The organism is Kerstersia similis, assembly GCF_965139615.1.
GTDB lineage: Bacteria > Pseudomonadota > Gammaproteobacteria > Burkholderiales > Burkholderiaceae_B > Kerstersia > Kerstersia similis.
The window spans coordinates 1-25715 of record NZ_CBCSIQ010000033.1; the positions used below are offsets into that span (position 1 = coordinate 1).

26 protein-coding genes and 1 tRNA gene are annotated in these 25715 nt (G+C 61.8%); 21 read left to right on the top strand and 6 right to left on the bottom strand.

Features of this window, described 5'->3' with window-relative positions:
• Nucleotides 1-58 precede the first annotated feature (58 nt).
• From ACNA1V_RS15905 to ptsP, 8 genes are all read left to right on the top strand, one after another.
• Nucleotides 59-442, top strand: a complete 384-nt coding sequence (locus tag ACNA1V_RS15905) for an RNA-binding S4 domain-containing protein (protein WP_415834569.1) — start codon at nucleotides 59-61, stop codon at nucleotides 440-442.
• Nucleotides 443-638: 196 nt separating this feature from the next.
• The gene (locus ACNA1V_RS15910) at nucleotides 639-1016 is read left to right on the top strand and encodes a YgiW/YdeI family stress tolerance OB fold protein (RefSeq protein ID WP_415834570.1); all 378 of its coding nucleotides are present in this window, start codon (nucleotides 639-641) and stop codon (nucleotides 1014-1016) included.
• Between the two features lie 507 nt (nucleotides 1017-1523).
• Nucleotides 1524-3476 carry a threonine--tRNA ligase gene (gene thrS, locus ACNA1V_RS15915; RefSeq protein WP_415834571.1) on the top strand — a complete coding sequence of 651 codons (1953 nt, stop codon included), beginning with the start codon at nucleotides 1524-1526 and terminating at the stop codon, nucleotides 3474-3476.
• On the top strand, nucleotides 3476-4036 hold the full coding sequence (gene infC / locus ACNA1V_RS15920) for a translation initiation factor IF-3 (RefSeq protein ID WP_415834600.1): 561 nt from the start codon (nucleotides 3476-3478) through the stop codon (nucleotides 4034-4036). Before thrS ends, infC begins: the two co-directional genes overlap by 1 nt.
• A gap of 168 nt (nucleotides 4037-4204) precedes the next feature.
• A complete protein-coding gene (gene gshB, locus ACNA1V_RS15925; protein WP_415834572.1) occupies nucleotides 4205-5182 on the top strand; it encodes a glutathione synthase in 978 nt (325 codons plus the stop codon).
• Entirely contained in the window at nucleotides 5183-5578 is a 396-nt protein-coding gene (locus ACNA1V_RS15930; protein ID WP_415834573.1) for a PTS sugar transporter subunit IIA, read from the top strand.
• Nucleotides 5579-5629: 51 nt separating this feature from the next.
• Nucleotides 5630-5899, top strand: a complete 270-nt coding sequence (locus ACNA1V_RS15935; protein ID WP_415834574.1) for an HPr family phosphocarrier protein — start codon at nucleotides 5630-5632, stop codon at nucleotides 5897-5899.
• The gene (ptsP, locus tag ACNA1V_RS15940) at nucleotides 5874-7673 is read left to right on the top strand and encodes a phosphoenolpyruvate--protein phosphotransferase (protein ID WP_415834575.1); all 1800 of its coding nucleotides are present in this window, start codon (nucleotides 5874-5876) and stop codon (nucleotides 7671-7673) included. The genes ACNA1V_RS15935 and ptsP overlap by 26 nt, the downstream gene beginning before the upstream one ends.
• A 7-nt stretch (nucleotides 7674-7680) precedes the next feature.
• Here ptsP and ACNA1V_RS15945 read toward each other — a convergent pair whose 3' ends face one another.
• Nucleotides 7681-8490 carry an AraC family transcriptional regulator gene (locus ACNA1V_RS15945; RefSeq protein ID WP_415834576.1) on the bottom strand — a complete coding sequence of 270 codons (810 nt, stop codon included), beginning with the start codon at nucleotides 8488-8490 and terminating at the stop codon, nucleotides 7681-7683.
• Between the two features lie 144 nt (nucleotides 8491-8634).
• Between ACNA1V_RS15945 and ACNA1V_RS15950 the strand changes: the two genes are divergently transcribed.
• Nucleotides 8635-9447: a sulfite exporter TauE/SafE family protein gene (locus tag ACNA1V_RS15950; protein WP_415834577.1), complete on the top strand. Its 813-nt coding sequence runs from the start codon at nucleotides 8635-8637 to the stop codon at nucleotides 9445-9447.
• A gap of 76 nt (nucleotides 9448-9523) precedes the next feature.
• Here ACNA1V_RS15950 and ACNA1V_RS15955 read toward each other — a convergent pair whose 3' ends face one another.
• A complete protein-coding gene (locus ACNA1V_RS15955) occupies nucleotides 9524-10450 on the bottom strand; it encodes a ketopantoate reductase family protein (RefSeq protein ID WP_415834578.1) in 927 nt (308 codons plus the stop codon).
• A 240-nt stretch (nucleotides 10451-10690) separates the two neighbouring features.
• Nucleotides 10691-11554 carry a DMT family transporter gene (locus ACNA1V_RS15960; RefSeq protein ID WP_415834579.1) on the bottom strand — a complete coding sequence of 288 codons (864 nt, stop codon included), beginning with the start codon at nucleotides 11552-11554 and terminating at the stop codon, nucleotides 10691-10693.
• 154 nt (nucleotides 11555-11708) lie between these two features.
• Between ACNA1V_RS15960 and ACNA1V_RS15965 the strand changes: the two genes are divergently transcribed.
• Nucleotides 11709-13067, top strand: a complete 1359-nt coding sequence (locus tag ACNA1V_RS15965; RefSeq protein ID WP_415834601.1) for an aminotransferase-like domain-containing protein — start codon at nucleotides 11709-11711, stop codon at nucleotides 13065-13067.
• A gap of 153 nt (nucleotides 13068-13220) precedes the next feature.
• Here the strand turns inward: ACNA1V_RS15965 and ACNA1V_RS15970 are convergent, their stop codons facing one another.
• Entirely contained in the window at nucleotides 13221-14453 is a 1233-nt protein-coding gene (locus tag ACNA1V_RS15970; protein ID WP_415834580.1) for an ammonium transporter, read from the bottom strand.
• A 32-nt stretch (nucleotides 14454-14485) separates the two neighbouring features.
• Nucleotides 14486-14824: a P-II family nitrogen regulator gene (locus ACNA1V_RS15975; protein WP_415834581.1), complete on the bottom strand. Its 339-nt coding sequence runs from the start codon at nucleotides 14822-14824 to the stop codon at nucleotides 14486-14488.
• Nucleotides 14825-15117: 293 nt separating this feature from the next.
• Here ACNA1V_RS15975 and ACNA1V_RS15980 point away from each other — a divergent pair, with 293 nt between their 5' ends.
• From ACNA1V_RS15980 to ACNA1V_RS16030, 11 genes are all read left to right on the top strand, one after another.
• Complete coding sequence (locus tag ACNA1V_RS15980; protein WP_415834582.1) at nucleotides 15118-15393, top strand: accessory factor UbiK family protein; 276 nt, start codon at nucleotides 15118-15120, stop codon at nucleotides 15391-15393.
• 194 nt (nucleotides 15394-15587) lie between these two features.
• A complete protein-coding gene (locus tag ACNA1V_RS15985) occupies nucleotides 15588-17093 on the top strand; it encodes a YifB family Mg chelatase-like AAA ATPase (protein WP_415834583.1) in 1506 nt (501 codons plus the stop codon).
• Nucleotides 17094-17136: 43 nt separating this feature from the next.
• Complete coding sequence (locus ACNA1V_RS15990) at nucleotides 17137-17430, top strand: YciI family protein (protein WP_415834584.1); 294 nt, start codon at nucleotides 17137-17139, stop codon at nucleotides 17428-17430.
• 455 nt (nucleotides 17431-17885) lie between these two features.
• A complete protein-coding gene (gene rpmI, locus ACNA1V_RS15995) occupies nucleotides 17886-18083 on the top strand; it encodes a 50S ribosomal protein L35 (protein WP_068368252.1) in 198 nt (65 codons plus the stop codon).
• 14 nt (nucleotides 18084-18097) lie between these two features.
• Complete coding sequence (gene rplT / locus ACNA1V_RS16000; protein ID WP_068368248.1) at nucleotides 18098-18457, top strand: 50S ribosomal protein L20; 360 nt, start codon at nucleotides 18098-18100, stop codon at nucleotides 18455-18457.
• 195 nt (nucleotides 18458-18652) lie between these two features.
• Nucleotides 18653-19675: a phenylalanine--tRNA ligase subunit alpha gene (gene pheS, locus ACNA1V_RS16005; RefSeq protein WP_415834585.1), complete on the top strand. Its 1023-nt coding sequence runs from the start codon at nucleotides 18653-18655 to the stop codon at nucleotides 19673-19675.
• 15 nt (nucleotides 19676-19690) lie between these two features.
• Nucleotides 19691-22108: a phenylalanine--tRNA ligase subunit beta gene (gene pheT / locus ACNA1V_RS16010; protein ID WP_415834586.1), complete on the top strand. Its 2418-nt coding sequence runs from the start codon at nucleotides 19691-19693 to the stop codon at nucleotides 22106-22108.
• A gap of 20 nt (nucleotides 22109-22128) precedes the next feature.
• Nucleotides 22129-22455, top strand: coding sequence for an integration host factor subunit alpha (locus tag ACNA1V_RS16015; RefSeq protein WP_415834587.1), 327 nt, complete (start codon nucleotides 22129-22131; stop codon nucleotides 22453-22455).
• Nucleotides 22456-22606: 151 nt separating this feature from the next.
• Complete coding sequence (locus ACNA1V_RS16020; RefSeq protein ID WP_415834588.1) at nucleotides 22607-22999, top strand: MerR family transcriptional regulator; 393 nt, start codon at nucleotides 22607-22609, stop codon at nucleotides 22997-22999.
• A 120-nt stretch (nucleotides 23000-23119) separates the two neighbouring features.
• Nucleotides 23120-23196 (top strand) — tRNA-Pro (locus ACNA1V_RS16025).
• A 300-nt stretch (nucleotides 23197-23496) separates the two neighbouring features.
• Nucleotides 23497-24627: a magnesium transporter CorA family protein gene (locus ACNA1V_RS16030; protein ID WP_415834589.1), complete on the top strand. Its 1131-nt coding sequence runs from the start codon at nucleotides 23497-23499 to the stop codon at nucleotides 24625-24627.
• Between the two features lie 61 nt (nucleotides 24628-24688).
• On the opposite strand, the gene ACNA1V_RS16035 is transcribed toward ACNA1V_RS16030, so the two are convergent.
• Entirely contained in the window at nucleotides 24689-25633 is a 945-nt protein-coding gene (locus ACNA1V_RS16035; protein WP_415834590.1) for a LysR family transcriptional regulator, read from the bottom strand.
• Nucleotides 25634-25715 lie beyond the last annotated feature (82 nt).

Below are 25715 nucleotides of genomic sequence, written 5' to 3' on the forward strand. Positions count from 1 at the left end.
GAATGGTGGGTAAAGGGGCGGCTATGATGCAGTGGTCAGCGTCCGGGATGGCAGGAAAATGAGCGATAAGGTCAGGCTGGATAAATGGTTGTGGGCCGCGCGTTTCTATAAGACGCGCAGCCTGGCGGTGGAAGAGATCGGCAAGGGCCGGGTCGAGGTTAATGGCCAGGCTGCGAAGCCTGCCCGGGAAATTGGCCCGGGGGATCGTTTGCGCATACGCAAGGAGGATCCGCCCATCGAGGTGGTGGTCAGGGTGCCAGGGGCGGTACGCGGCCCGGCGACCGTTGCCCGTACCTTGTATGAGGAAACGGCCGAAAGCGTGGCGGCGCGCGAACGCGCGGCCGAGATGCGGCGCCTGGCGCCAGAGCCGTCGCTGGAGATTGCCGCAGGCCGTCCGACCAAGCGTGACCGCCGCTTGATTGAACGCCTGCGTGGCAAATAAGGACAGCGGCGGGGCGTGGAGAAGAGAGGGCTGTGCTGTTGTCTGCCGTGAGGGCGGGCTATGTGTGCCCATGGCCGAGGGGATGGTTCACAAAGGGTGCGGCAGTTGCCTGAAGTCAGGCACAATGAAGGGAATGCTTGCGGGTGGTCGTTGCGGCAGACGGTGTCTTGGTCAAATCTTGTAGGGGGGTATTTTTATGCGTATTTCGACTTTCATGAGTTCTGCCGTGGCCAGCATGGCAACGGTTGCCGCCATGGCGATGGTGTCGGCACCTGCCGTGGCGCAATACGTGGGCCCGGGTGTCGCGGCTGCGCCGGATGTGCGGACGATTCTGGACAAGCCCCAGGATGATCAATGGGTCACCTTGACGGGCCATCTGCTGCGCAAGACCGGCAAGGAACGTTACCTGTTTTCCGATGGCACAGGCGAAATCCAGGTAGAGATTGACGATAAGGACTTCCCGCGGGAGCCTGTGGATGAGAAAACGCGGGTTGAAATCTCCGGCGAAGTGGACACTGGCCTGACTCGCGCACCGGAAATTGATGTCGATGTCGTGCGTATCTTGCGGGATTGACGCAGGCGAGAGTGAAGGACTTGATGTGAGGGATTGAATCGGCTGGCTGGGCTGGCCAGGGTCAAGGCCAGCCCAGCTCCGCCCGACACGCGACGGCTGGCAGTGAGTGAGGTGCCGGGTTTGATCGTTGGGCGAAGGGGGGCAGCATCCGGGATTGTTGCGCCAGCCCTGGTTTTTTGCCTGACATTGCCCGGCAGCCTGCATCGGGGCTCGGCCTGATGCTACAATCAGTATAAGTGATAGGGGTGGCATGTCCATCCGTCCGCCCGCATTTGAGCGCATTTGCGCCGCCCAGATGTGAAAGCGTATCCCAATCCTGCGATGCAGGTTATCAGCGTGCACTGAAATGGCGTTCTCGACGACACGAACTACTACCTATTCTCCGCGTGCAGCCGTGTGCACGCCGGGAGAGTCGTGGTCGCGCTGAAAAGCCGGGATCTACAGGCAATCCACGAACAAGACGCGGCCCACAGGCCGCGTTTTTTATTGCTCAATCAGGAAGATGAAATGGTGCAGATAGTTTTGCCAGACGGCTCACAGCGTGACTTTCCCGCTCCGGTGACGGTCGCTGAAGTCGCGCAATCCATCGGCTCGGGCCTGGCGCGTGCTGCGTTGGCCGGGCGGGTTTCCTATGATGGCAAGCCTTCCAGTCTGGTCGATACTTCGCATTTGATCGAGCGTGATGCCCATCTGGCCATCGTGACGGGCAAGGACCCCGACGGTCTGGAGATCCTGCGCCACTCCACCGCGCACTTGATGGCCTATGCCCTGCAGGATTTGTTCCCTGAGGCGCAGGTCACCATCGGCCCGGTCATCGAAAACGGCTTCTACTACGATTTTGCCTACGAGCGTCCGTTCACGCCTGAAGATCTCGAAGCCATCGAGAAGCGCATGACGGAACTCGCCCGCAAGGACGAGGTCGTTACGCGCGAGGTCTGGAGCCGCAATGAAGCACGGGATTTCTTCCTGGGCGTCGGCGAGAAATACAAGGCCGAGATCATTGATTCGATCCCGGAAAATGAAACGCTGACGATGTACCGCGAAGGCAGTTTCATCGACCTGTGCCGCGGCCCCCACGTGCCGTCCACGGGCAAGCTCAAGGTTTTCAAGCTGATGAAGGTTGCCGGCGCCTATTGGCGCGGCGACAGCAAGAACGAGATGCTGCAGCGCATCTACGGCACGGCCTGGAATACCAAGGAAGAGCAGGACGCTTACCTGAAAATGCTGGAAGAGGCCGAAAAGCGCGACCATCGCCGCATCGGCCGCGAGCTGGATCTGTTCCACTTCCAGGAAGAAGGCCCGGGCCTGGTGTTCTGGCACCCCAAGGGCTGGACGCTGTGGCAGCAGGTCGAGCAGTACATGCGCCAGGTGTTCCGCGACAACGGCTACCAGGAAGTGAAGGCGCCGCAGATTCTCGATCTGTCACTCTGGAAGAAAACCGGCCACTGGGATAACTACCGCGAGAACATGTTCACGACGGAGTCCGAGAACCGCGTTTACGGCCTGAAGCCGATGAACTGCCCGGGCCACGTGCAGATTTTCAATTCCAGCCTGCATTCCTACCGTGACCTGCCGCTGCGTTATGGCGAATTTGGCCAGTGCCATCGCAACGAACCTTCCGGTTCCTTGCACGGCATGATGCGCGTGCGCGGCTTCACTCAGGATGACGGCCATATTTTCTGTACCGAAGACCAGCTGCAGGATGAATGCGCGGCCTTCACGGCATTGCTGAAAAAGGTCTATGCCGATTTCGGTTTCGACAATGTGCTCTACAAGGTCGCTACGCGTCCGGAAAAGCGCATCGGTGAAGATGCGGTCTGGGATAAGGCCGAGCATGCGCTGATGGAAAGCCTGCGCCGTACCGGTTGCGAGTTCGAAATCTCTCCGGGGGAGGGGGCGTTCTACGGCCCCAAGATCGAATACACGTTGCGTGATGCCATCGGCCGTCACTGGCAGTGCGGCACGATCCAGGTAGATTTCTCCATGCCGGTACGCCTGGGCGCGGAATATGTGGATGCAAACGACCAGCGCCGTACGCCGGTCATGCTGCACCGCGCGATCCTCGGGTCGCTGGAGCGTTTCATCGGTATGCTGATCGAAAACCACGCAGGGGCTTTGCCGTCCTGGCTGGCGCCGGTACAGGCCGTGGTGTGTTGTATTTCCGCATCTTCGTCCCCATATGCGGAAGAAATCACCCAATCCTTGAAAAAACAAGGATTTAGGGTGGAGTCGGATTTGCGTGGTGAAAAGATCACTTATAAAATCCGCGAACACAGTTTGCAGAAGGTACCGTACATCCTGGTTGTGGGCGATAAAGAGAGCCAGGCCGGGACAGTTGCGGTCCGTGCGCGCGGGGGCAAAGACCTCGGTGTCATGCCGGTGGCAGAATTTTCTGCCCGGCTGGCCGAAGAAGTTGCCACCCGCCGCGATGACATTCGTACCCAGCAGGAAACTGCTTAATTTTTCTAGGAGTCTTCAACATCGCCACCGAAAAGCCCAATCGCATCAATGGTGAAATCCGTGTTCCCGAGGTGCGTCTGATAGGTCTCGACGGAGAGCAGCTCGGCATTGTTCGCATTGCCGAAGCATTCCGCCTGTCCGAAGAGCAAGATGTGGATCTGGTCGAGATCGCGCCCAATGCATCTCCGCCTGTTTGCCGCCTGATGGATTATGGCAAGTTCCGTTATCAGGAACAGAAACGCCAGGCCGAGGCGCGCGCCAAGCAAAAGGTCATTCAGGTCAAGGAAGTGAAATTCCGTCCTGGTACCGATGAAGGCGATTACCAGGTGAAGCTGCGCAATCTGCGCCGCTTTATCGAGGATGGCGACAAGGCAAAGGTGACCTTGCGCTTCCGTGGTCGTGAAATGGCGCACCAGGAATTGGGCATGCGGGTGCTGGAACGCATTCGCGACGACATGGGAGAGCTCTGCCAGGTCGAAGCCATGCCCAAGCTCGAAGGACGCCAGATGGTGATGGTGCTGGCCCCCCGCAAGAAAGCCGCTGGCAAGCCTGGCGAGTGATGCGGGATGGCGGGCGCGCCTTTGATGGGCGCGTCTCGCCGCCAGTGTTTCAAGATGCTGCGCGCCCCTGACCGGTAGCGTGGTTGTATCCTGCGGCTGCCATCAGGCATGGGGCGTGAGCCAGCGCGAATGGACGTGCCGGCCGTGGGTGGCTTTCCAGGAATGTCCATGCGCATTTTGTTCATCGTCGATCCCTTGCCCGGCCTGAAGGCCTACAAGGATAGCTCCGTGGCCATGATGCGTGCGCTGAGCGCACGCGGCCATGAGATCAGCGTCGCCCTGCAAGGCGATTTGTACATCGAAGCCGGTGCCGTGCTGGCCCGCGCCGAACCTGTTCAGCTATTGGCGGATGCCGACCTGCATGGGCAGGATTGGTGGCGCGCTGCGGGCGAGCCCCTGGATATCGCCTTGAGCGATTTCGGCGCCGTGGTCATGCGCAAAGATCCGCCATTCGATATGGAGTACGTGTACTCCACCCATCTGCTCGACTTTGCCCAGGCGGCTGGCGCCAGGGTCTTCAATCAGGGCGCGGCGATCCGCAATCACCCTGAGAAATTGTCGATTACCGAATTTTCCGCTTATACCGCGCCCACCCTGGTGACGCGCGATATGACCCGCTTGCGTGCCTTCCATGCCGAGCATGGCGATGTCGTCGTCAAGCCTTTGGATGGCATGGGCGGCATGGGGATTTTCCGTGTGGCGCGCCAGGATCCCAATCTGGGTGCCATTCTCGAAACCCTGACGGATAACGGCACGCGCAGCATCATGGCGCAGCGTTACATCCCTGAGATCGTCAAGGGCGACAAGCGTATCTTGATTATTGACGGTGAGCCGGTGCCTTATGCGCTGGCCCGGATTCCGCTGGCCGGCGAATCGCGCGGCAATCTTGCCGCAGGGGGGCGCGGAGTCGCCCAGCCCTTGTCGGACCGTGACCTGGAAATTGCCAAGGCCATCGGCCCGGTGCTGGCGCAACGTGGTTTGCTGCTGGTCGGCCTGGATGTCATCGGTGATTATGTGACGGAGATCAACGTGACCAGCCCCACCTGCTTCGTCGAAATTACCGAACAGACCGGTTTTGATGTCGCGGCGCGCTTTGCCCAGGCGCTGGAAGAGGCCGCGCAGCGCCCGCAGCAGGGAGCCGCCTGAGTGGTGGGCGTCGTGCTGGTGGCGCATGCGCCCTTGGCAGCGGCATTGGCGGCCTGTGCCCGGCATGTGCTGGGCGAGGTCAATCTGGCCTGTGTCGATGTGGAGGCGGATGCGCAGCCCGAGGCTTTGCTGCAGGAGATTTTGCAGCACATCGTCGCCCAGGATGGCGGCGAAGGCGTCATCCTGCTCGTGGATCTGGTCGGCGCGACACCGTTCAATGTCGCGCTGCGCGCCGCCCAGGCGGCAGTCGAGACGGGCCGATCCTGCGAAATACTGGCTGGCGTCAATGTGCCTATGCTTTTGAGAATTCTGAACTATCGGGCCAGGCCGTTGTCGGAACTGGCCGAGTGTGGTGCAGCCGGCGCAACGCATGGCGTTGCCGTATTCAAGCCCTGAAGGGGCGCCGGCCTGGCCATTTCCGCTTACCTTTCACAGTCATTCGAGTTCATGCCTTCCGTAGATATCGTTATCAGCAATCGACTGGGCCTGCATGCGCGGGCGGCAGCCAAGCTCACGCAGCTGGCAGGTAGTTTCAACAGTGAAATATTTATCGCTCGCGAACAGCGTCGCGTGAATGCCAAGAGTATTATGGGCGTCATGATGCTGGCGGCCGGGAAAGGCATTACCGTAACGATAGATGCCGAAGGCGAGGACGCCGACAAGGCGCTGGCAGATATCAAGGCATTGTTCGATGACAAGTTCGGTGAAGAGCAGTAGGCCGGAAGGCCTGCACGGAGGCAGTGTTTTCACCTTGCATGGCTTGGCTGCGGCGCGCGGCTACGCCATCGGCAGGGCGGTTATCATGGGCGCTGCCACACTAGAGGTGGCCCACTACCGGATTGCGCCGGAAGATGTGGAGCGCGAATGCCATCGGCTCGACCAGGCGCTGCATGCGGTGCGGGAAGAGCTGGAGAGTTTGATTCGCAGTCTGCCGGACGATGCGCCCAAAGAGCTGGCTGCGCTGCTGAATGTGCATGTGTTGCTGGTCAGCGACCGCATGCTGTCGGAGCAGACCCGCGCCCTGATTGCCGAGCGCCACTACAACGCCGAGTGGGCGCTGACCGTGCAGGGGCAGATATTCAATGACCAGTTCGCTGCCATGCAGGACGAGTACCTGCGTGAGCGCGGCGCAGATATCCGTCAGGTCATTGAACGCGTCATTCGTGTCTTGTCAGGTCGGCCGGCACTGTTTCCACTGGATGAAGGCAGGGCGGACGCCGAGCCGCTGATCGTCTTTGCCAATGATATTTCCCCGGCGGACATGATTCGCCTGCGGGGCGGGCGCTTTGCCGCTTTCGTCACCGATCTTGGCGGCGCCACCTCCCATACCGCCATTGTGGCGCGTAGCCTGGGGGTGCCGGCGGTGGTGGCGGCCAGCCGCGCCAGCGAACTGGTGCGCGATGGCGATGCGGTGATCGTGGATGGCGCCGATGGCGTCATCATCGTGAACCCGACCACGATGATCGAGGACGAATACCGGGCTTTGCAGCAGCGCCATGCTGAACAGCGCGCGGCCCTGGGGCTGTTGCTCGACGAGCCGGCCGTGACGCTGGATGGCGTTTCCATTGTGCTCAATGCCAATATCGAGCTGCCTGATGAAGCGCCTCAGGCCTTGGCAGCCGGCGCCGACGGCATCGGCTTGTTTCGCAGCGAATTCCTGTTCATGGGCCGTTCCGAATTGCCCAATGAGGAAGAGCAATACGAGGCCTATGCGTCTGTGGCACGCATGATGGCCGGGCGTCCCGTGACCATACGGACACTGGACCTGGGCGCGGACAAGGAGCTGGATGGCGAACACAGCGTCGCCTTGAACCCGGCACTGGGACGACGCGCCATCCGCTACTGCCTGGCGCGTCCGGACATGTTCGCGACGCAGCTGCGAGCCATTTTGCGGGCGTCGGCGCATGGCAATGTGCGCATCATGATTCCCATGGTGTCGAATCTGGCGGAAGTGCGGGCAGTCAAGCTTGCGCTCAATGATGTCAGGGCCGAGCTGCGCGAGCGCGGCCATGCCTTCAGTGAGGACATTCCGCTGGGCGCGATGGTGGAGGTGCCTGCCATGGCCCTGGCACTGGAGCCCTTCGCGGATGAGCTGGATTTCTTTTCCATCGGCACGAACGACCTGATCCAGTACACGCTGGCGATCGACCGTGGCGACAACGACGTTGCCAATCTCTATGACCCGCTGCACCCAGCGGTTTTGCGCCTGATTGCTCAGGTCATCAATGCGGCAGACCGTTTTGGCAAGCCGGTTGCCGTGTGCGGAGAAATGGCCGGGGATCCCGCCCTGACGCGCCTGTTGCTGGGGCTGGGGCTGCGTGAGTTCTCCATGGATTCGCAGCGCCTGCTGGAGGTAAAGCGAGAAATTCGCAATGCCCATACCCAGGCCTTGCGGGTGCAAGTGGCGGCAGTGCTGAACCGGGCGGCCACCATTGATCTGGAAGCCCTGCGCCAGAATCACGTTTCGGTGACGGCCCGCACCCGTAAATAAGCGGTGGTCACGCGGCGCGTGTTACATCCTGCTTAACGGACGCGCTGCCGCTTTCCCCCAGGAAAGCCGATGGCGCCAGCCCCAGTTTGCGTCGGAACATGGTGGAAAAAGCGCTGGGGCTGTCATAGCCCAGATCCAGCGCAATGCGGGTCACAGAAGCGCCTGCGACAGACAGGCGTGCCAGGGCCGCCAGCAGGCAGGCTTGCTGGCGCCACTGCCCGAAGGACATGCCGGTTTGCTGACGGAACAGGCGGTTGAAGGTACGCGGGCTTTTGTTCAGGCTCGTTGCCCAGTCTTCCGGCAGGCTGCGCAGATTGGGGTGGCGCAGGAAGGCTTTGCATAATCCGGCCAGCGCCGGGTCTCGCGGCATGGGTGCGAACAGCGGCATGGTCTGCGCCTGGCGAATTTCATGCAGAATCAGCTGTATCAGCGCGCCATCACGCCCCTGTTCGTCATACAGCGCAGGCAGTTCGGCCGAGGCGAGCAGCAATTGATGCAGCAGCGGTGTGATGACCAGAACCTCGCAGTGCCGGGCTGGACGCGGTGCCGCAGCAGGGGCGATATACAAGCTGCGCGTGCTGACGCCTTGCATGCGTACCTGGTGTGGCTGGCCCGCCGGTATCCAGACGCCGCTGTAGGGCGGGATGACCCAGGTGCCGTCCGCAGTTTCCACTTCCATCAACCCGGTCATGCCATACAGCAGTTGGGCGCGGCGATGCGCGTGTGTGGGCAGCAGCGTGCCCGGCGGGTAATCGGTGCCGATGGCCAGGACGGCTCTAGGGGTGGCATCTACGGTATCCAGCGGAATATTGCGCATGGGGGGAGACGGAAGTTTGGCTGGCGCCGGAAAGGGGGAGCGTAATGCCGTTCTGGCCGAAACAAAAGCATATTTGTCTTTTTGCCGAATGTCAGCCATCGGGTCGCAGGCCTATCCTGAGATTTTTCAGGAATGGTTCATGCCATGGTCTATCTGCTTCTATTGGGTTTCGGGGTTCTGGCCGGTTGCACGACGGTGCTGTTCGGGTTTGGCGGCGGTTTCGTGGCAGTGCCTGTGCTGTATTCGGTTTTGCTGGCGACGCATGGGCCGAATAGTGTCGTCGGGCAGTCGGCCATGCATATTGCGGTGGCAAGCTCGACTTGCGCGATGATTTTCGGCGCCTCGCTGGCAACGCTGCGGCATCGCAAGGCGGGCACCCTGCAATGGGCGCAGGTGCAGTCCTTGATGGTTTATATCGCGGTTGGCGCGGCCTTGGGCGCCGCGGCAGCCGTCCGGCTGGGGGGCGCATGGCTGCGCTGGGCCTTTATTGCCTATCTGGCGGTGACGATCCTGGACTGCCTGCTGCGTGACGGTTTTCGCAAGCAGGGGGAAGGGCGCATGGCGCCGATGGGAGCAGGGCAAACGGCAGGTGCCGGATTGGCGATCGGGGCGATTGCTGCATTCCTGGGCGTGGGCGGCAGTGTCATGACGGTGCCGTTGATGCGGCGGCGTGGCGCCAGCATGACGGCAGCCACGGCGATGGCCAATCCCTTGTCGCTGCCCATGGCTATTGTTGGCACCCTGGCTTATATCGTCCTGGCCTGGCATGGGGCGGCAGCCTTGGGGCCAGGGTATGCCGGTTTCGTGGATTTGCGCGCCTGCGCGGCGCTGGTGCTGGGTTCCTGGGCAGGCATACGGCTCGCATCGCGCTGGATAGGCCGAATTCCCGACAGTGTCCACGCCTATGCGTTTATTGCGCTGCTCTGCCTGGTGTTGGGCGTGATGCTGCTGGCATGACGGGTGCCTGCCTGCGAGGGGCAGGCTTCCGGTTGGCTGCCTGCCGCCGTGCGGGGGGCTGGGAGACGCGGCGGCATCAGGTTTCCATCGCCTTGATGATCAGGTAGAGCGTCTGGTTGACGGGCGTGGGTACGCCGTAGCGCCGGCCCAGCTCGATGATGGTGCCTGCGAACAGGTCAACCTCAGTCGGCCGGCCGGCTTCGATGTCCTGCAGCATGGAAGTCTTGGCGGTCGGGGTCAGGGAATCCATGATGCGCACGAAGTTCTCGATATCTTCCGGCCCCAGGCCGATACCGGCATGGCGCGATAGCGTAACCACTTCCTCGGCGGCAGCGATCATCAGGGCCCGGGCGTGATCGTTGACCTGGAAAGTGCCATAGGGCGCGCGCAGGACGGCCGATGCCTGGTTGATGCCGGCGTTGAGCATGAATTTGGCCCAATGGGCACGCATCATGTCGGCCGGAATCACGCAGGGGATACCGGCACGCTGGAACAGTGCTTCGATGGCATTGACCCGTGCGGAGCGAACCGTGTTGTCTTTCTCGCCGAATACGATGCGGCCGATGTCGTGATAGGTGACGGCATTGCCGTTGCGCACGGCGTCCATATAGACATTGGCATACAGCACATGTTCCGGGCCGATCGCCGCGCCGATCTGTTCTTCGCTGCTGATACCGTTCATGAGCGAGACCACACAGGTATCCGGGCCGACAAAGCTGCGCAGGTCCGCGATGGCCTGAGGCAGCTGGCCGGCTTTGACGGCGACGAAAATCAGGTCTGCCGGGGGCGCCGGCTGCCCGGTTTCCACAAATTCAAAGTCGTAGCGTTTGCCGTTTACGGTGGGCGGCTGGGCGCGCAAGGCACCGATACGTGCCGCTGAGGCAATGACCTTGACCTGGCTGGCATCCTGGTCGTGCAAACGGGCGGCGTACTTCAGTCCTATGGCGCCCAGGCCAATGAAATAGATACGTCGAATCAGGAATGGCGTGGCGAAGTGAGTCATCGGAAAAGGGGGCTTCCAGCACGGAAGGCCTGGCGAAGGAGGAAGAACTGACGAAAACGCCGTGCCCATGCTGGAGGCGCCAGACGTTGCGCAATAAACCCGGCCTGCGCAAAACGGCCGGCGAAAGCGCGATGATATCGCGCCCGCTGGCGCCGTGGTGCAGGCCGAAGACCGTGCCTGCCAGTTCCTCGTGCATGGCTGGGCCGCGGCGCCTGCCGGGGGGATATCGTGCAGGGCAGCTTAGTGGGCGTACTTCTTCGCGCCGACGACACAGGCTACCGCTGCGGCCGTCACGGCCAGCATCGTCCAGCTCACCTGTTCGTGGAGCAGCAGCGCGGCCAGCCCGAGCCCCATGAAAGGCTGGAACAACTGGAGTTGCCCGACCGCTGCAATGCCGCCTTGTGCCAGTCCGCGATACCAGAATACGAAACCGATCAGCATGCTGAACAGAGAAACATAGGCGAAGCCTATCCACGCGGGCACGCTGGCGTGTGCAAACGATGCGGGCATGGTCAGCAGCGTGATCGGCAGCATCAGAGGCAATGAGAGCACCAGTGCCCAGCTAATGACCTGCCAGCCGCCCAGCGTGCGAGACAGGCGTCCACCTTCCGCATAGCCCAGGCCGCAGATAATGACGGCTCCCAGCATCAGCAAATCGCCTTGCAGGGATGCGGTGATGCCGCCCATGGCCGCATAGCCGACGACGCAGCCCGCACCGGCGATCGAGAACAGCCAGAAAGCGGGCTGGGGGCGTTCCCCGGTGCGAAGCACGGCAAAGATGGCGGTGCACAGGGGCAGCAGCCCGATGAAGACTATCGAATGGGCGGAGGTGATGTATTGCAGCGCCAGCGCGGTCAGCAGCGGAAAACCGACCACCACGCCCAGAGCGGTGACCGCGAGAGGGTGAACATCCGCGCGTTGAGGCCGAGGCTGCCGGAACAGGAGCAGGAGCGACAGGCCCAGCAGGGCGGCGACCGTTGCCCGCGCGGCAGTGAGAAACGTTGGATGGAAGTCAGCCACCGCGACACGGGTCGCGGGCAACGATCCTGCAAAAATTGCCACACCGATCAGTCCGTTGACCCAGCCACTTGTTGTTTTTTCCACAGAAGACTCCAGTTGACTGCACCCAGTAAAGCAATGAAAGGCCAGGTCGAGCCAGACACAGTCCAATACAATGCAAAAGAACTGTTATGTCTATGAAACCAATACGGTTGAGGGTGAAGATGTGAACCGACAGGGCACACGCATCAATGCGGTCATGGCGGAAATCCAATCGAGGATCGCTGCGCGCACCTACCTGCCTGGGGCGCGCCTGCCTTCCGTGCGGGCGCAGGCGCGCGCGATGCAGGTTTCGGTCTCGACTGTCGTCGAGGCCTACGAACGGCTGGCGGCCGGGGGCATCATTGCTTCCCGTCCGGGATCGGGGTTTTATGTGGAGGGGCCGGTGGCGCCGCTCACATTGACGCAGATCGGCCTCAGGCTGGATCGGGAAATTGATCCGCTCTGGGTTTCGCGCCAGTCGCTGGAGACGGACGCCAGCACGCTCAAGCCGGGTTGCGGCTGGTTGCCTGCCGCCTGGTTGTATGAAGCCGGGATGCGTCGTGCCCTGCGTACCTTGGCGCGGGCCGACACCTTTGAGCTGGCCGAATACGCAACGCCGCTAGGCCATCCAACGTTGCGCCAGCTTCTGTCCCGGCGATTGGCCAACACGGGCATTGAGGCCGGCCCGGAGCAGATCATGCTGACTGACTCGGGCACGCAAGCGATCGACCTGATTTGCCGCTTTCTGTTGGAGCCGGGCGATGTCGTGCTGGTGGATGACCCCTGCTACTTCAATTTCCATGCTTTGCTCAAAGCGCATCGCGTGCAGGTGGTGGGTGTGCCCTATACCTCGCGTGGGCCGGATGTGGAGCAATTTGCGGCCGCCTTGCGGGAACACTCGCCCCGGCTTTACATCACCAATTCCGGTATCCACAATCCGACGGGAGCGACGCTCTCGCCCGTTATCGCGCATCGGCTCCTGAAGCTTGCCGACCAGTCGGATCTCGTCATCGTCGAGGACGACATTTTTGCCGACTTCGAGACCCATCCCGCCCCAAGGCTGGCGGCCTTTGATGGCCTCTCGCGCGTCATCCATATTGGCAGCTTTTCCAAGACCATCTCGGCCTCGCTGCGCTGCGGCTATATCGCAACGCGAACCCACTGGATCGAAAACCTCGTTGATCTGAAGATTGCCACCAGTTTTGGCGGCGGGCGGCTGGCTGCCGAAATGATGCTGATCGCCTTGACCGACAGCGGTTATCGCAAGCACATGGAAACACTGCGGCGGCGGCTGGCAGAGCAAATGGTCAGGACGATTGCCCACCTCAAGGCCATCGGCATCGAACCATGGACGGTTCCCCAGGCTGGCCTATTCCTCTGGTGCCGGCTACCGGAAGGGATGGATGCTGCGGTGATTGCCCGGTCATGCCTGAAAGATGGCGTGGTGCTGGCGCCGGGCAACGCTTTCAGCCAGTCGCTGAGCGCACGTGACTTCCTGCGTTTCAATGTGGCGCAATCTACCGATGATCGAGTGTTCAGCGTTCTCAAACGCGCCCTGTCAGAACAGGGGGCGTGATGGGGAGAACCTGCGTGCCGGGGGTGGCGCTGCACCCCAAAGAGGTATGCCGCGTGCCTTTCAATGAATGGCGGTGCCAGGGTTTTCGCTGAAACAAAAAAATACCCCGCCGGCAGGGCCGGGCGGGGTGAAGGGATGAACGGCTGAGTGAAATTACTTGCGGTAGGCGGATTCGCCGTGGGTGGAGATATCCAGGCCGGCGCGTTCGTCTTCTTCGGAGACGCGGAAGCTGCCGCACAGAACCTTGGCCACGTAGTAGGCGACGATGGCTACGACACCAGACCAGACTATGGTGAGCAGTACGCCTTCCACCTGCGTCCAGATTTGTGCCGGGATTTCAGCGCTGGTGATGCCAGGGCCGCCCAGCGATTGGGCATTGAAGATGCCGGTCAGGATGGCGCCGATGATGCCGCCGATGCCGTGGATGCAGAAGACGTCCAGGGCGTCGTCGATGCGCAGCCAATGCTTCACATAGGTAACCGACCAGGCGCAAGCGACACCTGCGATAAGACCGATGATCAGCGCGCCTACCGGGCCGACCAGGCCGGCTGCCGGGGTGATGCCGACCAGGCCGGCAATGGCGCCCGAGGCGGCACCCAGCAGCGAGGAGCGGCCCTTGAGCAGCTTTTCAGTGAGCGACCAGGCCAGCACGGCGATGGCGGTGGCGATCAGGGTGTTCATGAAGGCCAGCACGGCGGTGTTGTTGGCGGCCAGCGCAGAGCCCGCGTTGAAGCCGAACCAGCCTACCCACAGCACGGCGGCACCAATGTAGGTCATGGGCAGGTTGTGCGGTTGCAGCGCTTCCTTGCCATAGCCCAGGCGCTTGCCGACCAGCGCGGCTGCGGTCAGTGCGGCGATACCGGAGTTGATGTGCACCACGGTGCCGCCCGCGAAGTCCAGCGCGCCAGCGGCGAACAGCAGGCCGGGGACATCGCCGCCGTACCAGACCATGTGCGCGATCGGCACGTAGGCCAGCGTGAACCATACGACAGTGAAAACCAGTACGGCCGAGAAGCGGGCACGTTCGGCAAAGCCGCCGATGATCAGCGCGCAGGTGATGCCGGCGAAAGTGGCTTGGAATGCGGCGAACAGCAGCTCGGGGACGCTGCCCGATTCAGCGAAGCCGTCGGGGGCGCTGAACAGGCCTGACAGGAACAGCTTCGAGAAACCGCCAAAGAATGCGTTGCCATCCGTGAAAGCCAGGGAGTAGCCATAGACGAACCACAGGACGACGGCAAGGCAGAAGACTGAAGTGGTTTGCATCAGTACGGAGAGCACGTTCTTGGATCGCACCATGCCGCCATAGAACAGCGCCAGGCCGGGAACTACCATCATGAGAACGAGCAGGGTCGAGACGCTCAACCAGGCGATGTCTGCGTTTTCCATGTTCAGTTTCCTTTATGCGTGGGGAGATGGGGTTAGAGTGCGGATTCGCCGGATTCGCCGGTACGGATGCGGACGGCGCGTTCAACAGGCACGACAAAGAGCTTGCCGTCGCCGATCTTGCCGGTGTAGGCGGCGTTTTCGATGGCTTCCAGTGTGGTGTCGAGCAGCGCATCCGGTACGACGGCCTCGATGCGCAGCTTGGGCAGAAAATCCACCGCGTATTCGGCGCCTCGATACAGTTCCGTGTGACCTTTCTGGCGGCCGAAGCCATTGACTTCGCTGACGGTCATGCCTTGCACGCCGGCAGTCGAAAGTGCGACGCGCACCTCGTCCAGCTTGAACGGCTTGATGATGGCAATGATGAGTTTCATAGTGGCTCCTTGCGGGTTTGGGCTGTCCTGCAGAGTCCAAAGCAAGATGCGTGCCAGCTTGGCGTCTGCCCAGGCGAGGGCATCTTTCGAAGCATGTTGCAGAGCAGGAGCGGGCACCATGGTGGGCGGGTAGAAGGCAGGCAGGCGGCGCAGCGATGCACGGTGATAGTGCATGCATGGGTCATTTCGGACAGGTCGCACCGTAATGGTGCGCAGTGACCGAGCACGGGGAGCAGTGCAAGCCCGGCAAGTGGCTTACACTTCCACCATTGGATTTTTTTCCTGGAATAAGCATGAACCGCACTGATTTCCTTGCAGACCTGCAGCAAAAATTCTCTGATCTGATCGCCCGGACGCCTGCCGCGGATATCGAGCGCAATGCCAAGGCCTTTCTGAGCCAGGCATTCAGCCGGGTGGATCTGATCACCCGGGAAGAATTCGATATTCAGGCCGACTTGCTGGCCGCTACGCGGTCCCGCGTGCGTGAGCTCGAAGCGCGGCTGGAAGCCCTGGAAGGCCGTGTGGCGGCGCTGGAGCAGCCGACAGCGGCTCCAGGTTCGCAGGACTGACGCCGGCCTGAGGGGGAGGGCACCGGCCAGGCCGGCTTGACGGGAGTTGGCACGAGCCTGCTGTGCCACATCGCCACTGCTGTCGCTTCTACCGCTGCTGCCACGTTGCCGGTGTGACGGTTTCAGCACGCTTGGTCTGTTCCTGGTGCTGGTCTCCGTCCATACTGCCGCCATGCTGATGCGTGGGAGGGGCCATGTCCCTGGCGGTACTGGGAAGTTGTGCGCTGGTCGGGCTGGCGGCGCCAGCGGTGCGCGTAGAGGTGCATCTGGCGCCGGGCTTGCCCGCCTTTCAGATTGTAGGTTTGCCGGACACTGAGGTACGGGAAAGCCGTGAGCGCGTGCGTGCTGCGCTGCAAAGCAGCGGTTATGAGTTTCCCGCCGGACGGCTGACTGCCAATCTTTCCCCGGCGGATCTCCCCAAGGAATCCAGCCGTTTCGATCTGCCCATCGCGTTGGGAGTATTACTGGCATCCGGGCAGTTGCAGCTGCCGGACGGTGCGCAAGGGCAGCAGGCGTTGGCGCAGGATATCTTCGCCGGCGAGTTGTCTCTCAGCGGCATGCTGGTGCCGGTTGCTGGTGCGCTGGGGCTGGCCCTGGCCGCGGCCGATGCCGGCGCCAGGCTCTACATGCCTTTGCAAAGCGCGCGGGTAGCGGCGAATGTGCCCGGTCTGGCGGTGGTCGGCGCATCCAGCCTGCAGGGGCTGGTGCACCATCTGGAAGCCAAGGAAATGCTGCCGCCGGTGCAGCCGGCGCCATTGGCGCAGGCGGCATCCCTGCCGTGCCTGGCCGACGTCAGAGGGCAGGAGGCGGCCAGGCGGGCCCTGGAAATTGCCGCTGCGGGCGAGCATGGCCTGCTGATGATAGGGCCGCCGGGAGCAGGTAAAAGCATGCTGGCCCAGCGCTTGCCGGGTTTGCTGCCGCCCTTGGCGCCGCGTCAGGCGCTGGAAGCCGCCGCGCTGGCTGGGTTGTTGCATCATCGGCCTGTGCTTTGCGGGCAGGCCCCCTTTCGTGCGCCGCATCATTCAGTGTCCACGGCAGCCTTGGTCGGGGGCGGGAGCCGGCCACGGCCGGGCGAGATTACCCTGGCCCATCATGGTGTGCTGTTTCTCGATGAACTGCCGGAGTTCAACCGAACGGCGCTGGAAGCGCTGCGGGAGCCGCTGGAAACCGGGGAGGTCGCCATCGCGCGGGCGGCCGGGCGGGTGGTGTATCCGGCACGTTTTCAACTGGTAGCGGCAATGAATCCTTGCCCATGCGGCTGGCTGGGGCATTCCACGCGCGTCTGCCGCTGCAGCCCGGAGGGGAGGGAGCGCTACCGCGCCCGTTTGTCCGGTCCCTTGCTGGATCGTATTGACCTGCAGCTGGAGTTGCCTGCCACGGAGGCGAATTGGCTGGCATTGCCGCCCGGCGAGGCCAGCGGGCCGGTGCGGGAACGTGTGGCGGCGGCCCGGTCACGCCAGATGGCGCGGCAGGAATGCAGCAATGCACGACTGGCGCCGGCGCGGCTGCGTGAGGCCTGCCGCCTGGCACCGGCGGCGCAGTCCTTGCTTGAAGATGCGATGCGGCGTCTGGGCTGGTCGGCCAGGGCGGCGCATCGTGTCATGGGCGTAGCGCGGACGATTGCGGATCTGGATAAAGCCGAAGCAGTACAGGCGGTTCATATGGCGCAGGCCGTGCAGTATCGGCGTCCGCTGGGGTAGCATGGCGTTTTTGACAGACCTGAAGCAGAAAAAGGGGCCTAGCGTGCTGTTTATCGTTCGTTTCTATGACAATCCGGCCATGGCGCATGTGCGTCAGGCGCAAATGGAGCCGCATCTGGAGTGGCTCAAGGCCAATAGTGAGCTGGTGCGTATTGGCGGCGCTTTGCGCGAACAGGAAGACGGCCCTTCTGTCGGGGCGCTATGGATTCTGGAAGCGCCGGATCGCGCGACAGCAGAGCGCCTGCTGCGGGAAGATCCTTTCTGGATCCATGGCCTGCGTGAACGCTATGAGCTGTATTCCTGGCACAAGGGCCTGCCCGGCCAGGTGCTGATCTGAGCGATGCCGTTCCGGCGTGGGATGGATGCCGCCAAGTGCGGGTGCGGCATGGCTGAAATCGGTTCGCATGCAGGACTGCGCAGCGCTATCTGGCCCGGGTTTTGGGGTGGGAGCTGCTGCGGGTGTGGCGCGATGTAGCGTGCCGAAGCGCATGAGCACCGAACGCATGGAAGGGTGGTGCGTGTGTGTGATGAGGGGGCCTGCACCGCTAAGGCATTAAATCCAAACGTCAAAACGAAAAAAGCGATATAATGGAAAGCTTTCCTGGGTCTGCTGTGGGTGTTTGCTTGCGGTGGCCGGGAATCAAGGGTTGTTTGCAGTCGCCCTGGCCGGGGTCTAGCGTCCGTGCCGGAGGTTCAGGAACAACTCATTTCAGTGATGTCGGGTTTTCAAGTCTGCCTTGTGAATGACAGGGGAGCGCCCGCCGTCTCGTTTTTAAAACTGCAGGAATTTTCATGCCTAAGATGAAAACCAAGAAAAGCGCTGCAAAGCGCTTTGTGGTCCGCGGCAGCGGGTCCATCAAGCGGGGCCAGGCTTTCAAACGCCACATCCTCACCAAGAAGACGACCAAGAACAAGCGCCAGCTGCGCGGCTCCACCGCCGTTCACAGCGCTGATGTGGCATCGGTGAAAGCCATGCTGCCTTTCGCCTGATAGGAGAGTAAGAGATGCCTCGCGTAAAACGTGGTGTAACGGCACGCGCCCGTCACAAAAAAGTTCTGAAGGCTGCCAAGGGTTACCGCGGTCGCCGCGGTAATGTATTCCGGATCGCCAAACAGGCGGTCATGAAGGCTGGGCAATATGCCTACCGTGACCGCCGTGCCAAGAAGCGCACTTTCCGCGCTCTGTGGATCACCCGTATCAACGCCGCTGTGCGTGAACATGGCGTGACCTACAGCGCCTTCATCGCTGGCCTGAAAAAGGCTTCGATCGACCTGGACCGCAAGGTGCTGGCTGATCTGGCTGTGCGTGACAAAGCTGGTTTCGCAGCTGTGGTACAACAAGCCAAGGCGGCGCTGGCTGCCTGATAGTGCGGTGCAGCTGATGTAATCGCAAACGGGGCCGTTGTGGTCCCGTTTGTGTTTTGGCGGCCGCCGGCTCAATGAGCGGGTGGCCGTTGCTGCAAGTCGGGGAGCCTCGGGCTCCCGTTGGATATCGCCTCGCTAGACCTCGCGCGCATGCGCGGAGATTGTGCTCAGGCACGTGTTCAAAGGTTCATTTCCATGACGACGATGGTCGAAGACCTGATTGCCCAGGCGCGTGAATTGTTCGCGCAGGCCGCCGATGCGGCAGCGCTGGAGAACGCCAAGGCCCGTTTTCTCGGCAAACAGGGCGCCCTGACGGCGCAGATGAAAGCTCTGGCGCAATTGACGCCTGAAGAAAAGCGTGAGGCGGGAGCCCGCATCAACCAGGCTAAGCAGACCATTGAGCAACTGCTCAATGCGCGTCGCGAGGCTTTGGCAGAAGCCGAGCTGGCCGAACGCCTGGCGTCGCAGACCATCGACGTGACGCTGCCTGGCCGTGGCCGTGGCGTAGGTGGCATTCATCCGGTGATTCGCACCTGGCGCCGGGTGGAAGAGATTTTCCGTTCGATTGGTTTCGATGTGGCAGATGGCCCCGAAATCGAGAACGACTGGACCAATTTCACGGCATTGAATAATCCCGAGAACCATCCTGCGCGTTCCATGCAGGATACGTTCTATGTGGACATGAAGGATTCCGGCGGCCTGCCGCTGGTGCTGCGCACGCATACCAGTCCCATGCAGGTGCGTTATGCCCGCATGAACAAGCCCCCCATCAAGGTGATTGCACCGGGGCGCACGTATCGCGTCGATAGCGATGCAACGCACTCGCCCATGTTCCATCAGGTGGAAGGCCTGTGGATTGCCGAAGACATTTCGTTCGCTGACCTCAAGGGCGTCTATACCGATTTTCTGCGCCGCTTCTTTGAAACCGACGACCTGGTGCTGCGTTTCCGCCCGTCGTTCTTCCCGTTCACGGAACCCTCGGCAGAAATTGACATGATGTTCACCTCCGGCCCCAATCGTGGCCGCTGGCTGGAAATCTCGGGCTCCGGGCAGGTGCATCCGCAGGTGGTGCGCAATTTCGGCCTGGACCCGGAACGCTATATCGGTTTTGCCTTTGGCTCCGGCCTGGAACGCCTGACCATGCTGCGCTATGGCGTCAACGACCTGCGTCAGTTCTTCGAAGGCGACCTGCGTTTCCTGCGCCAGTTCAACGATTGAGGACGGTATTTCACCATGCAAATTTCAGAATCCTGGCTGCGCACGCTGGTCGATCCCGATCTTTCCAGCGAAGCGCTGGCGCATAAATTGACGATGGCAGGGCTGGAAGTCGAGGAAACCGAGACGGCCGCGCCTGCATTTTCCGGTGTGGTGGTTGCCAAGATCACCGCTATTGCCCCTCATCCGGATGCCGACCGCCTGCGCGTTTGCCAGGTCGATGACGGCTCGGGTGAGCCGCTGCAGATTGTGTGCGGCGCACCGAATGCGGCGGCGGGCCTGTTGGTGCCGCTGGCGCGGGTAGGCGCCGAGTTGCCCGGCGGCATGAAGATCAAGACAGCCAAGATGCGTGGCGTGGCGTCGGCCGGCATGCTGTGCTCGGCACGTGAACTGGGGCTGTCCCAGGAACATGATGGCCTGATGCTGCTGCCTGAGAGCCTGCAGCCTGGGCAGGATCTGCGTGCGGCACTGGATCTTGACGATACGCTGATCACGCTCAAGCTGACGCCCAACCGTGCGGATTGCCTGTCCATCCTGGGCGTGGCGCGCGAAGTGGCCGCGCTGACCGGCGTGCCCCTGCGGGTGCGTGGCGCCGAGCCGGTGCCGGTGACCATTGCTGATCGCTTGCCTGTGAGCATTGAGGCGGCCGACCTGTGCGGCCGTTTTGCCGGACGCATCGTGCGTGGCGTGAATGCTGCCGCACAAACGCCGGGCTGGATGAAAACGCGCCTGGAACGGGCCGGCCAACGCAGTGTTTCCGTGCTGGTGGACATTTCCAATTACGTGATGCTCGAACTCGGGCGTCCGTCGCACATTTTTGATCTCGACAAGGTGCCGGGCAATGGTACCGGGCTGGTAGTGCGCTGGGCCAGCGAAGGCGAAACCCTGGAGCTGCTCAACGGCCAGACCGTCACCCTGCAGGCCGACATCGGTGTGGTCGCCGCGGGTGGGCAGCCGGAAAGCATGGCTGGCATCATGGGCGGCGAGGCGACCTCGGTCAGCACGGCCACCACGAATATCTATATTGAGTCGGCCTTCTGGTGGCCGGATGCGATCGCCGGCAAGGCGCGGCGCTACCGTTTTTCATCGGAAGCCAGCCACCGCTACGAGCGCGGCGTGGATTTCCAGGGGATTCCGGAAGGCCTGGAGTACATCACCCGGCTGGTGCTGGACATCTGCGGCGGTCAGGCTGGCCCGGTCGATGACACTATCGCAGCCTTGCCTGAACGCAAGCCGGTACGCCTGCGTGCGGCTCGTTGCCGCAAGGTGTTGGGCCTGGCGATCACTTGCGAGCAGATCGGCGCAATCTTCCACCAGTTGGGCCTGCCGTTCGAGCAGGATGGCGACGATTTCATCGTGACGCCGCCGTCCTTCCGCTTCGATATCGAAATCGAAGAGGACCTGATCGAGGAAGTGGCTCGTATCTACGGTTTTGAAAACATTCCGGATCTGCCGCCGGTCGCGCGTGCGGCCATGCGTGCCCAACCGGAAGCGCGCCAGAGCGCGCATGCTGTGCGTGACCTGCTGGCCAGCCGTGATTACCAGGAAGTCGTGAATTTCAGCTTCGTGGAGAGTGACTGGGAGCGCGATTACGCGGGCAATACGGATCCGATCCAGTTGCTCAACCCGATTGCCAGCCATCTGTCCGTCATGCGCTCCGGCCTGATCGCCGGTCTGGTCGCCAATATCCGCTACAACGCCAATCGTCAGCAAAGCCGCGTGCGCGTCTTTGAGCTGGGTCGCGTGTTCCGCCGCGACGCCGCGGTGGCCGATGCTGGCCTGGATGTGGCTGGCATTGCGCAGCCCTTGCATCTGGCCGCGGCCGCCTGGGGCCCCGCAGACGCCGAGCAGTGGGGGTTGCCCGTGCGCCAGGTGGATTTCTACGATGTGAAGCGCGACCTGGAAGTGCTGTTCGGGCAACGCGCCGCCCAGCTGCGTTTTGTGCCGGCCGCTTATCCGGCCCTGCATCCTGGCCGTAGCGCCCGGGTGGAACTGGATGGTGTGGCTGTGGGTTGGATCGGCGAGCTGCATCCTCGCCTGGTGCAACAGGCAGATTTGCGTCATGCGCCGGTGGTGTTCGAGTTGGTGCTGGATGCTGTCCTGCCGGCCACGGTGCCGGATGCCGTCGAGGCCTCCAGGCAGCCCATGGTGATCCGTGACCTGGCGTTGCTGGCGCCGGCGGCATTGAGCGCTCAGGATCTGCTCGATACCGTGGCGGCCCAAAGCAAGGCGGATGCGAATCTGGCCATTCTCAAGGATGTGCGCCTGTTCGATGTCTGGCGCGATCCGGCAGCGCCGGCCGATGCCGAAAAGAGCCTGGCATTCCGCTTCTGGTTGCAGGACAATGCCGAAACCCTGTCGGACGAACGTGTCGAAGCCTGCATGAACAGCCTCATTGGTGCGCTGCAGGCCCGTGGCGTGCGTTTGCGCGCCTGAAACGCTGGGAGCAATCGGATATGACCACAGAAACGCGTACCCTGACCAAGGCTGAACTCGCCGATATGCTGTTCGAGCGGGTCGGCTTGAACAAACGGGAAGCCAAGGATCTCGTTGATACATTTTTTGACGAAATTCGGGAAGCATTGGCCAACGGCGATATGGTCAAGCTTTCAGGCTTCGGGAATTTCCAGGTGCGGCAAAAACCGCCGCGTCCGGGGCGCAATCCCAAGACCGGCGAGGCCATTCCCATCGCTGCGCGCCGTGTCGTGACTTTCCACGCCAGCCAGAAGCTCAAGAGTGCGGTGGAATCCACGGGTTTGACCCCGGAAGACCTGTCCGTTTAATCTAGGGGGTATTGGCCGGGGCAGGGCGTTGTGAGATAAGCGGCACCCTGTTACGGCATTCCCCGATTTTCGGCGGCTGATGGCGGTATTTCCGGCGTCAGACCGTAGTCGGCTTTGCCGGCTTTACACGATGCAGCCTGAACATTCAGACATGACACGCACTGAAGAACAAAGCAGCACGGCGGCCTTGCCGCCTATTCCGGCCAAGCGTTATTTCACGATTGGTGAAGTCAGCGATCTGTGTGGCGTGAAACCGCATGTGCTGCGCTACTGGGAGCAGGAGTTTACCCAGCTCAAGCCGGTCAAGCGGCGGGGCAACCGGCGCTACTATCAGCATCATGAAGTGCTGTTGATCCGTCGGATCCGCTCCTTGCTGTACGAAGAGGGCTTTACCATCAGTGGCGCCCGCAACCGCCTGGGAGATGTGCGTGATGCGGCTGCCCATGACCCGGATGCAGCGGTACGCCTGAGCGGCGCAGAAATGCAGGCCTTGCGCACGGAATTGCAGGATATTTCCGCGCTGCTGGCGTCGGTGGCCCGGTAAGCCAGGGCTGTCCGGCCTGAGGCGGCCAGGATGCTGTGCTGGCCTCATCAAAATATTTCGGGATTTTTTCTCGAAATGCTTGCAAAGATCAAAATCACTGCTATAATTTAATTCTTGTTTCGGAGCGTAGCGCAGCCTGGTAGCGCACTTGCATGGGGTGCAAGGGGTCGCGAGTTCGAATCCCGCCGCTCCGACCATTATTACCGAAAGCCCACAGTGGAAACACTGTGGGCTTTTGTCTTTCCGCCAGCTTTTTTCCAGCAAGAAAGTTCAGGAAGAGCAGCGCCATGCCGGCTGCATCAGCCAGGATAGGATGTCATCGGTTCTCCGCAGATGGCGACACTGCTGCGTTTCCTTCTCTCGGATCGCGTTCGATAAGGGCACCGATACCGGCCTGACGAGGCCGTGCCCGCAAACAGTTCCTGCGGCTACACTGTCACGTCAATCACTGGCCGTTGGCAGGCCATGGCTGTCTGGGTGATCTGACTGGAGAGAAAATGAAATCCTTGCGTGTCTTTCACATCCGTCCGGGCAAGTCCGTCGAGGAGCTGGAGTTGCCGCCGGATGAGCCGCCCAGGGAAGGCTATCTGTGGCTGGCTTGCTCGCATGATGATTTCATGGCCCAGACGGAAGCGGTGCAGGCCTTCTGCCAGACGCTTGGTGGGGCGCGCATCCTCGATCTGCATGTGTCGGATCTGTCCAACCTGCAGCTGCCTTCGCACCTGGATTACACCTCGGATTATGACGTGCTGGTGTTCCGGCGCCTGGCCTTGCACGACAGCCTGCAAAGCGAGGCCGCCGTGATGCGGGAGCAGGGTACGCCGCGCCGCCTGAAGGAAGTGGCAGTCGCCCTGGGGGTCGAGACCGTGCCCGTGGGGTTTGTGTTATTCGATAAATTGCTGCTCAGCGTGCATCCGGAACCTTGCGTGGTGCACGAGGCCTATATCCGCCGTTTGTTGTCGCTGGCACGCGGAGAACCGCGCCAGCCTGGCAGCCTGGCGCGCTTGCCTGCCTCGCCTGCGGAATTGATGCTGCGCATTACCAGTCTGATGGTCGATGGCTTTCTTGACTTGCGCAAGCACCTGACGCGCCAGCTCGAACATTGGCAGCAGCGCCTGATGCGCCCGCGCAAGAATTTTGATCGTTGGGATGCCTTATTGCGTTCGCGGCAGGTTTTGCATTATCTGGATGAGTGTTGCGAGGATCAGAGCAATGCACTGGCCAGCTGGATGGATACGCTGGACGATTGGCCGGTGCCAGGTACCAAGGAAAGCCGCCATGAGCGGGAGCAATTGCTGGTGCGCGGCCGTGATGTGCTGGAGCATATCGAGCGGGTGGCGCACCATGTGCGGCGGCTGGAGCAGAGCGCAGAAACCGCGGTGCAGATACATTTCAGCATCCAGAGCAACCGTACCAATGATGTCATGCGTGCCCTGACGGCAGTGACAGCGGTATTTCTGCCCTTGAATTTGATTGCAGGGATCTTCGGCATGAATTTTGATTCCGTGCCGTGGCTGCATGAGACCCATAGCTTCTGGATTACCATGGGGATCATGCTGTTGATTGCCGTCGGGTTGCTGGGGTATTTCGTGCGTAAAAACTACCTGTCTTCGACTGACGATGATTGAGCTGGCCGCTTGCTTGGCCCTGGCCCTCAGGTGATGTGCGGGCGGCAGCCGGGCTGTGCAGTCAGTGATCGCGGGGGCTGGCGGTGGCGTCCGCTGCAGGGGCGGACTCCGGGTCTGCCAGCAAGGTAATGACGCGCTGGCGCAGCCAGACGGTGCCAGGGTCTGCATCGAAGCGTGGGTGCCAGTGAACGGTGACCTGCAAGGGCGGCAGGGTGACGGGCACGGGAAGGATGTCGAAGGCCTCATCGCGATTGAGCCAGAGCGCGGCGCGATAGGGCAGGGTGAGGATTAGATCCGTGCGCCGGGCAATTTCGGCGGCAGCGGAGAAATGCGGCAGGATCAATGCAGGCCGGCGTGGTACGCCGGCTTCCGCCAGAATGCCATCCAGGGCGCGGTGCGAGCTGCCGCGCGAATCCACCAGAATGTGATCGAGCTTGCGGTATTGCGCGCGCGTCAGTTTGCCGTGCGCCAGTCCCGGATGCCCGCGTCTGCCCATGCAGCAGTAGTGTTCATGGAACAGGTGCGCGTGGCAGGTTTGCTGCCGCAGACCCGCCAGGTTGCCGATGGCCAGGTCGATTTCACCGTCGCGCAGCGCCTGGGGCAGCATTTCCAGCGGGACATCCTGGATTTCCAATTGCAGCCGGGGCGCCTGGTTGTGCAATTGCTCCATCAAGGCCGGCAGGAAGACCATGACGCCGATGTCCGACATGGCCATGCGAAAACGCCGGCTGCTGCGTTGCGGGTCGAAAATCTGGCGCAGGCTGATGGCTTCGGCAAAGCTGTTCAGGCCGCGTTCTATGGGTTCTGCCAAGGCTTGCGCGACGGGGGTGGGCTGCATGCCATTGGGCGTGCGCAGGAACAAGGGGTCGTCGAATTGTTCACGCAGGCGGTTCAGCGCATAGCTGACGGCAGGCTGCGTCAGGCCCAGGCGCTGGGCGGCGCGGGTGACACTCCCTTCATCCAGAACCATCAGGAAAACCCGCATGAGATTCAGGTCAAATTCCATGTTTGCCCTTGATATAAAACTGGCTTATTCAATACATAATAACCATAAATTTGACGGATATATAGTTGACTCCTAGACTAAT

Excerpts from the sequence above, each read along its gene's own strand:
- ACNA1V_RS15905 (WP_415834569.1), top strand. The coding sequence starts at position 59 with ATGAGCGATAAGGTCAGGCTGGATAAATGGTTGTGGGCCGCGCGTTTC.
- ACNA1V_RS15910 (WP_415834570.1), top strand. The coding sequence starts at position 639 with ATGCGTATTTCGACTTTCATGAGTTCTGCCGTGGCCAGCATGGCAACG.
- thrS (WP_415834571.1), top strand. The coding sequence starts at position 1,524 with ATGGTGCAGATAGTTTTGCCAGACGGCTCACAGCGTGACTTTCCCGCT.
- gshB (WP_415834572.1), top strand. The coding sequence starts at position 4,205 with ATGCGCATTTTGTTCATCGTCGATCCCTTGCCCGGCCTGAAGGCCTAC.
- ACNA1V_RS15935 (WP_415834574.1), top strand. The coding sequence starts at position 5,630 with ATGCCTTCCGTAGATATCGTTATCAGCAATCGACTGGGCCTGCATGCG.
- ptsP (WP_415834575.1), top strand. The coding sequence starts at position 5,874 with ATGACAAGTTCGGTGAAGAGCAGTAGGCCGGAAGGCCTGCACGGAGGC.
- ACNA1V_RS15945 (WP_415834576.1), bottom strand. The coding sequence starts at position 8,490 with ATGCGCAATATTCCGCTGGATACCGTAGATGCCACCCCTAGAGCCGTC.
- ACNA1V_RS15950 (WP_415834577.1), top strand. The coding sequence starts at position 8,635 with ATGGTCTATCTGCTTCTATTGGGTTTCGGGGTTCTGGCCGGTTGCACG.
- ACNA1V_RS15955 (WP_415834578.1), bottom strand. The coding sequence starts at position 10,450 with ATGACTCACTTCGCCACGCCATTCCTGATTCGACGTATCTATTTCATT.
- ACNA1V_RS15965 (WP_415834601.1), top strand. The coding sequence starts at position 11,709 with ATGGCGGAAATCCAATCGAGGATCGCTGCGCGCACCTACCTGCCTGGG.
- ACNA1V_RS15970 (WP_415834580.1), bottom strand. The coding sequence starts at position 14,453 with ATGGAAAACGCAGACATCGCCTGGTTGAGCGTCTCGACCCTGCTCGTT.
- ACNA1V_RS15975 (WP_415834581.1), bottom strand. The coding sequence starts at position 14,824 with ATGAAACTCATCATTGCCATCATCAAGCCGTTCAAGCTGGACGAGGTG.
- ACNA1V_RS15980 (WP_415834582.1), top strand. The coding sequence starts at position 15,118 with ATGAACCGCACTGATTTCCTTGCAGACCTGCAGCAAAAATTCTCTGAT.
- ACNA1V_RS15985 (WP_415834583.1), top strand. The coding sequence starts at position 15,588 with ATGTCCCTGGCGGTACTGGGAAGTTGTGCGCTGGTCGGGCTGGCGGCG.
- rpmI (WP_068368252.1), top strand. The coding sequence starts at position 17,886 with ATGCCTAAGATGAAAACCAAGAAAAGCGCTGCAAAGCGCTTTGTGGTC.
- rplT (WP_068368248.1), top strand. The coding sequence starts at position 18,098 with ATGCCTCGCGTAAAACGTGGTGTAACGGCACGCGCCCGTCACAAAAAA.
- pheS (WP_415834585.1), top strand. The coding sequence starts at position 18,653 with ATGACGACGATGGTCGAAGACCTGATTGCCCAGGCGCGTGAATTGTTC.
- pheT (WP_415834586.1), top strand. The coding sequence starts at position 19,691 with ATGCAAATTTCAGAATCCTGGCTGCGCACGCTGGTCGATCCCGATCTT.
- ACNA1V_RS16015 (WP_415834587.1), top strand. The coding sequence starts at position 22,129 with ATGACCACAGAAACGCGTACCCTGACCAAGGCTGAACTCGCCGATATG.
- ACNA1V_RS16020 (WP_415834588.1), top strand. The coding sequence starts at position 22,607 with ATGACACGCACTGAAGAACAAAGCAGCACGGCGGCCTTGCCGCCTATT.
- ACNA1V_RS16030 (WP_415834589.1), top strand. The coding sequence starts at position 23,497 with ATGAAATCCTTGCGTGTCTTTCACATCCGTCCGGGCAAGTCCGTCGAG.
- ACNA1V_RS16035 (WP_415834590.1), bottom strand. The coding sequence starts at position 25,633 with ATGGAATTTGACCTGAATCTCATGCGGGTTTTCCTGATGGTTCTGGAT.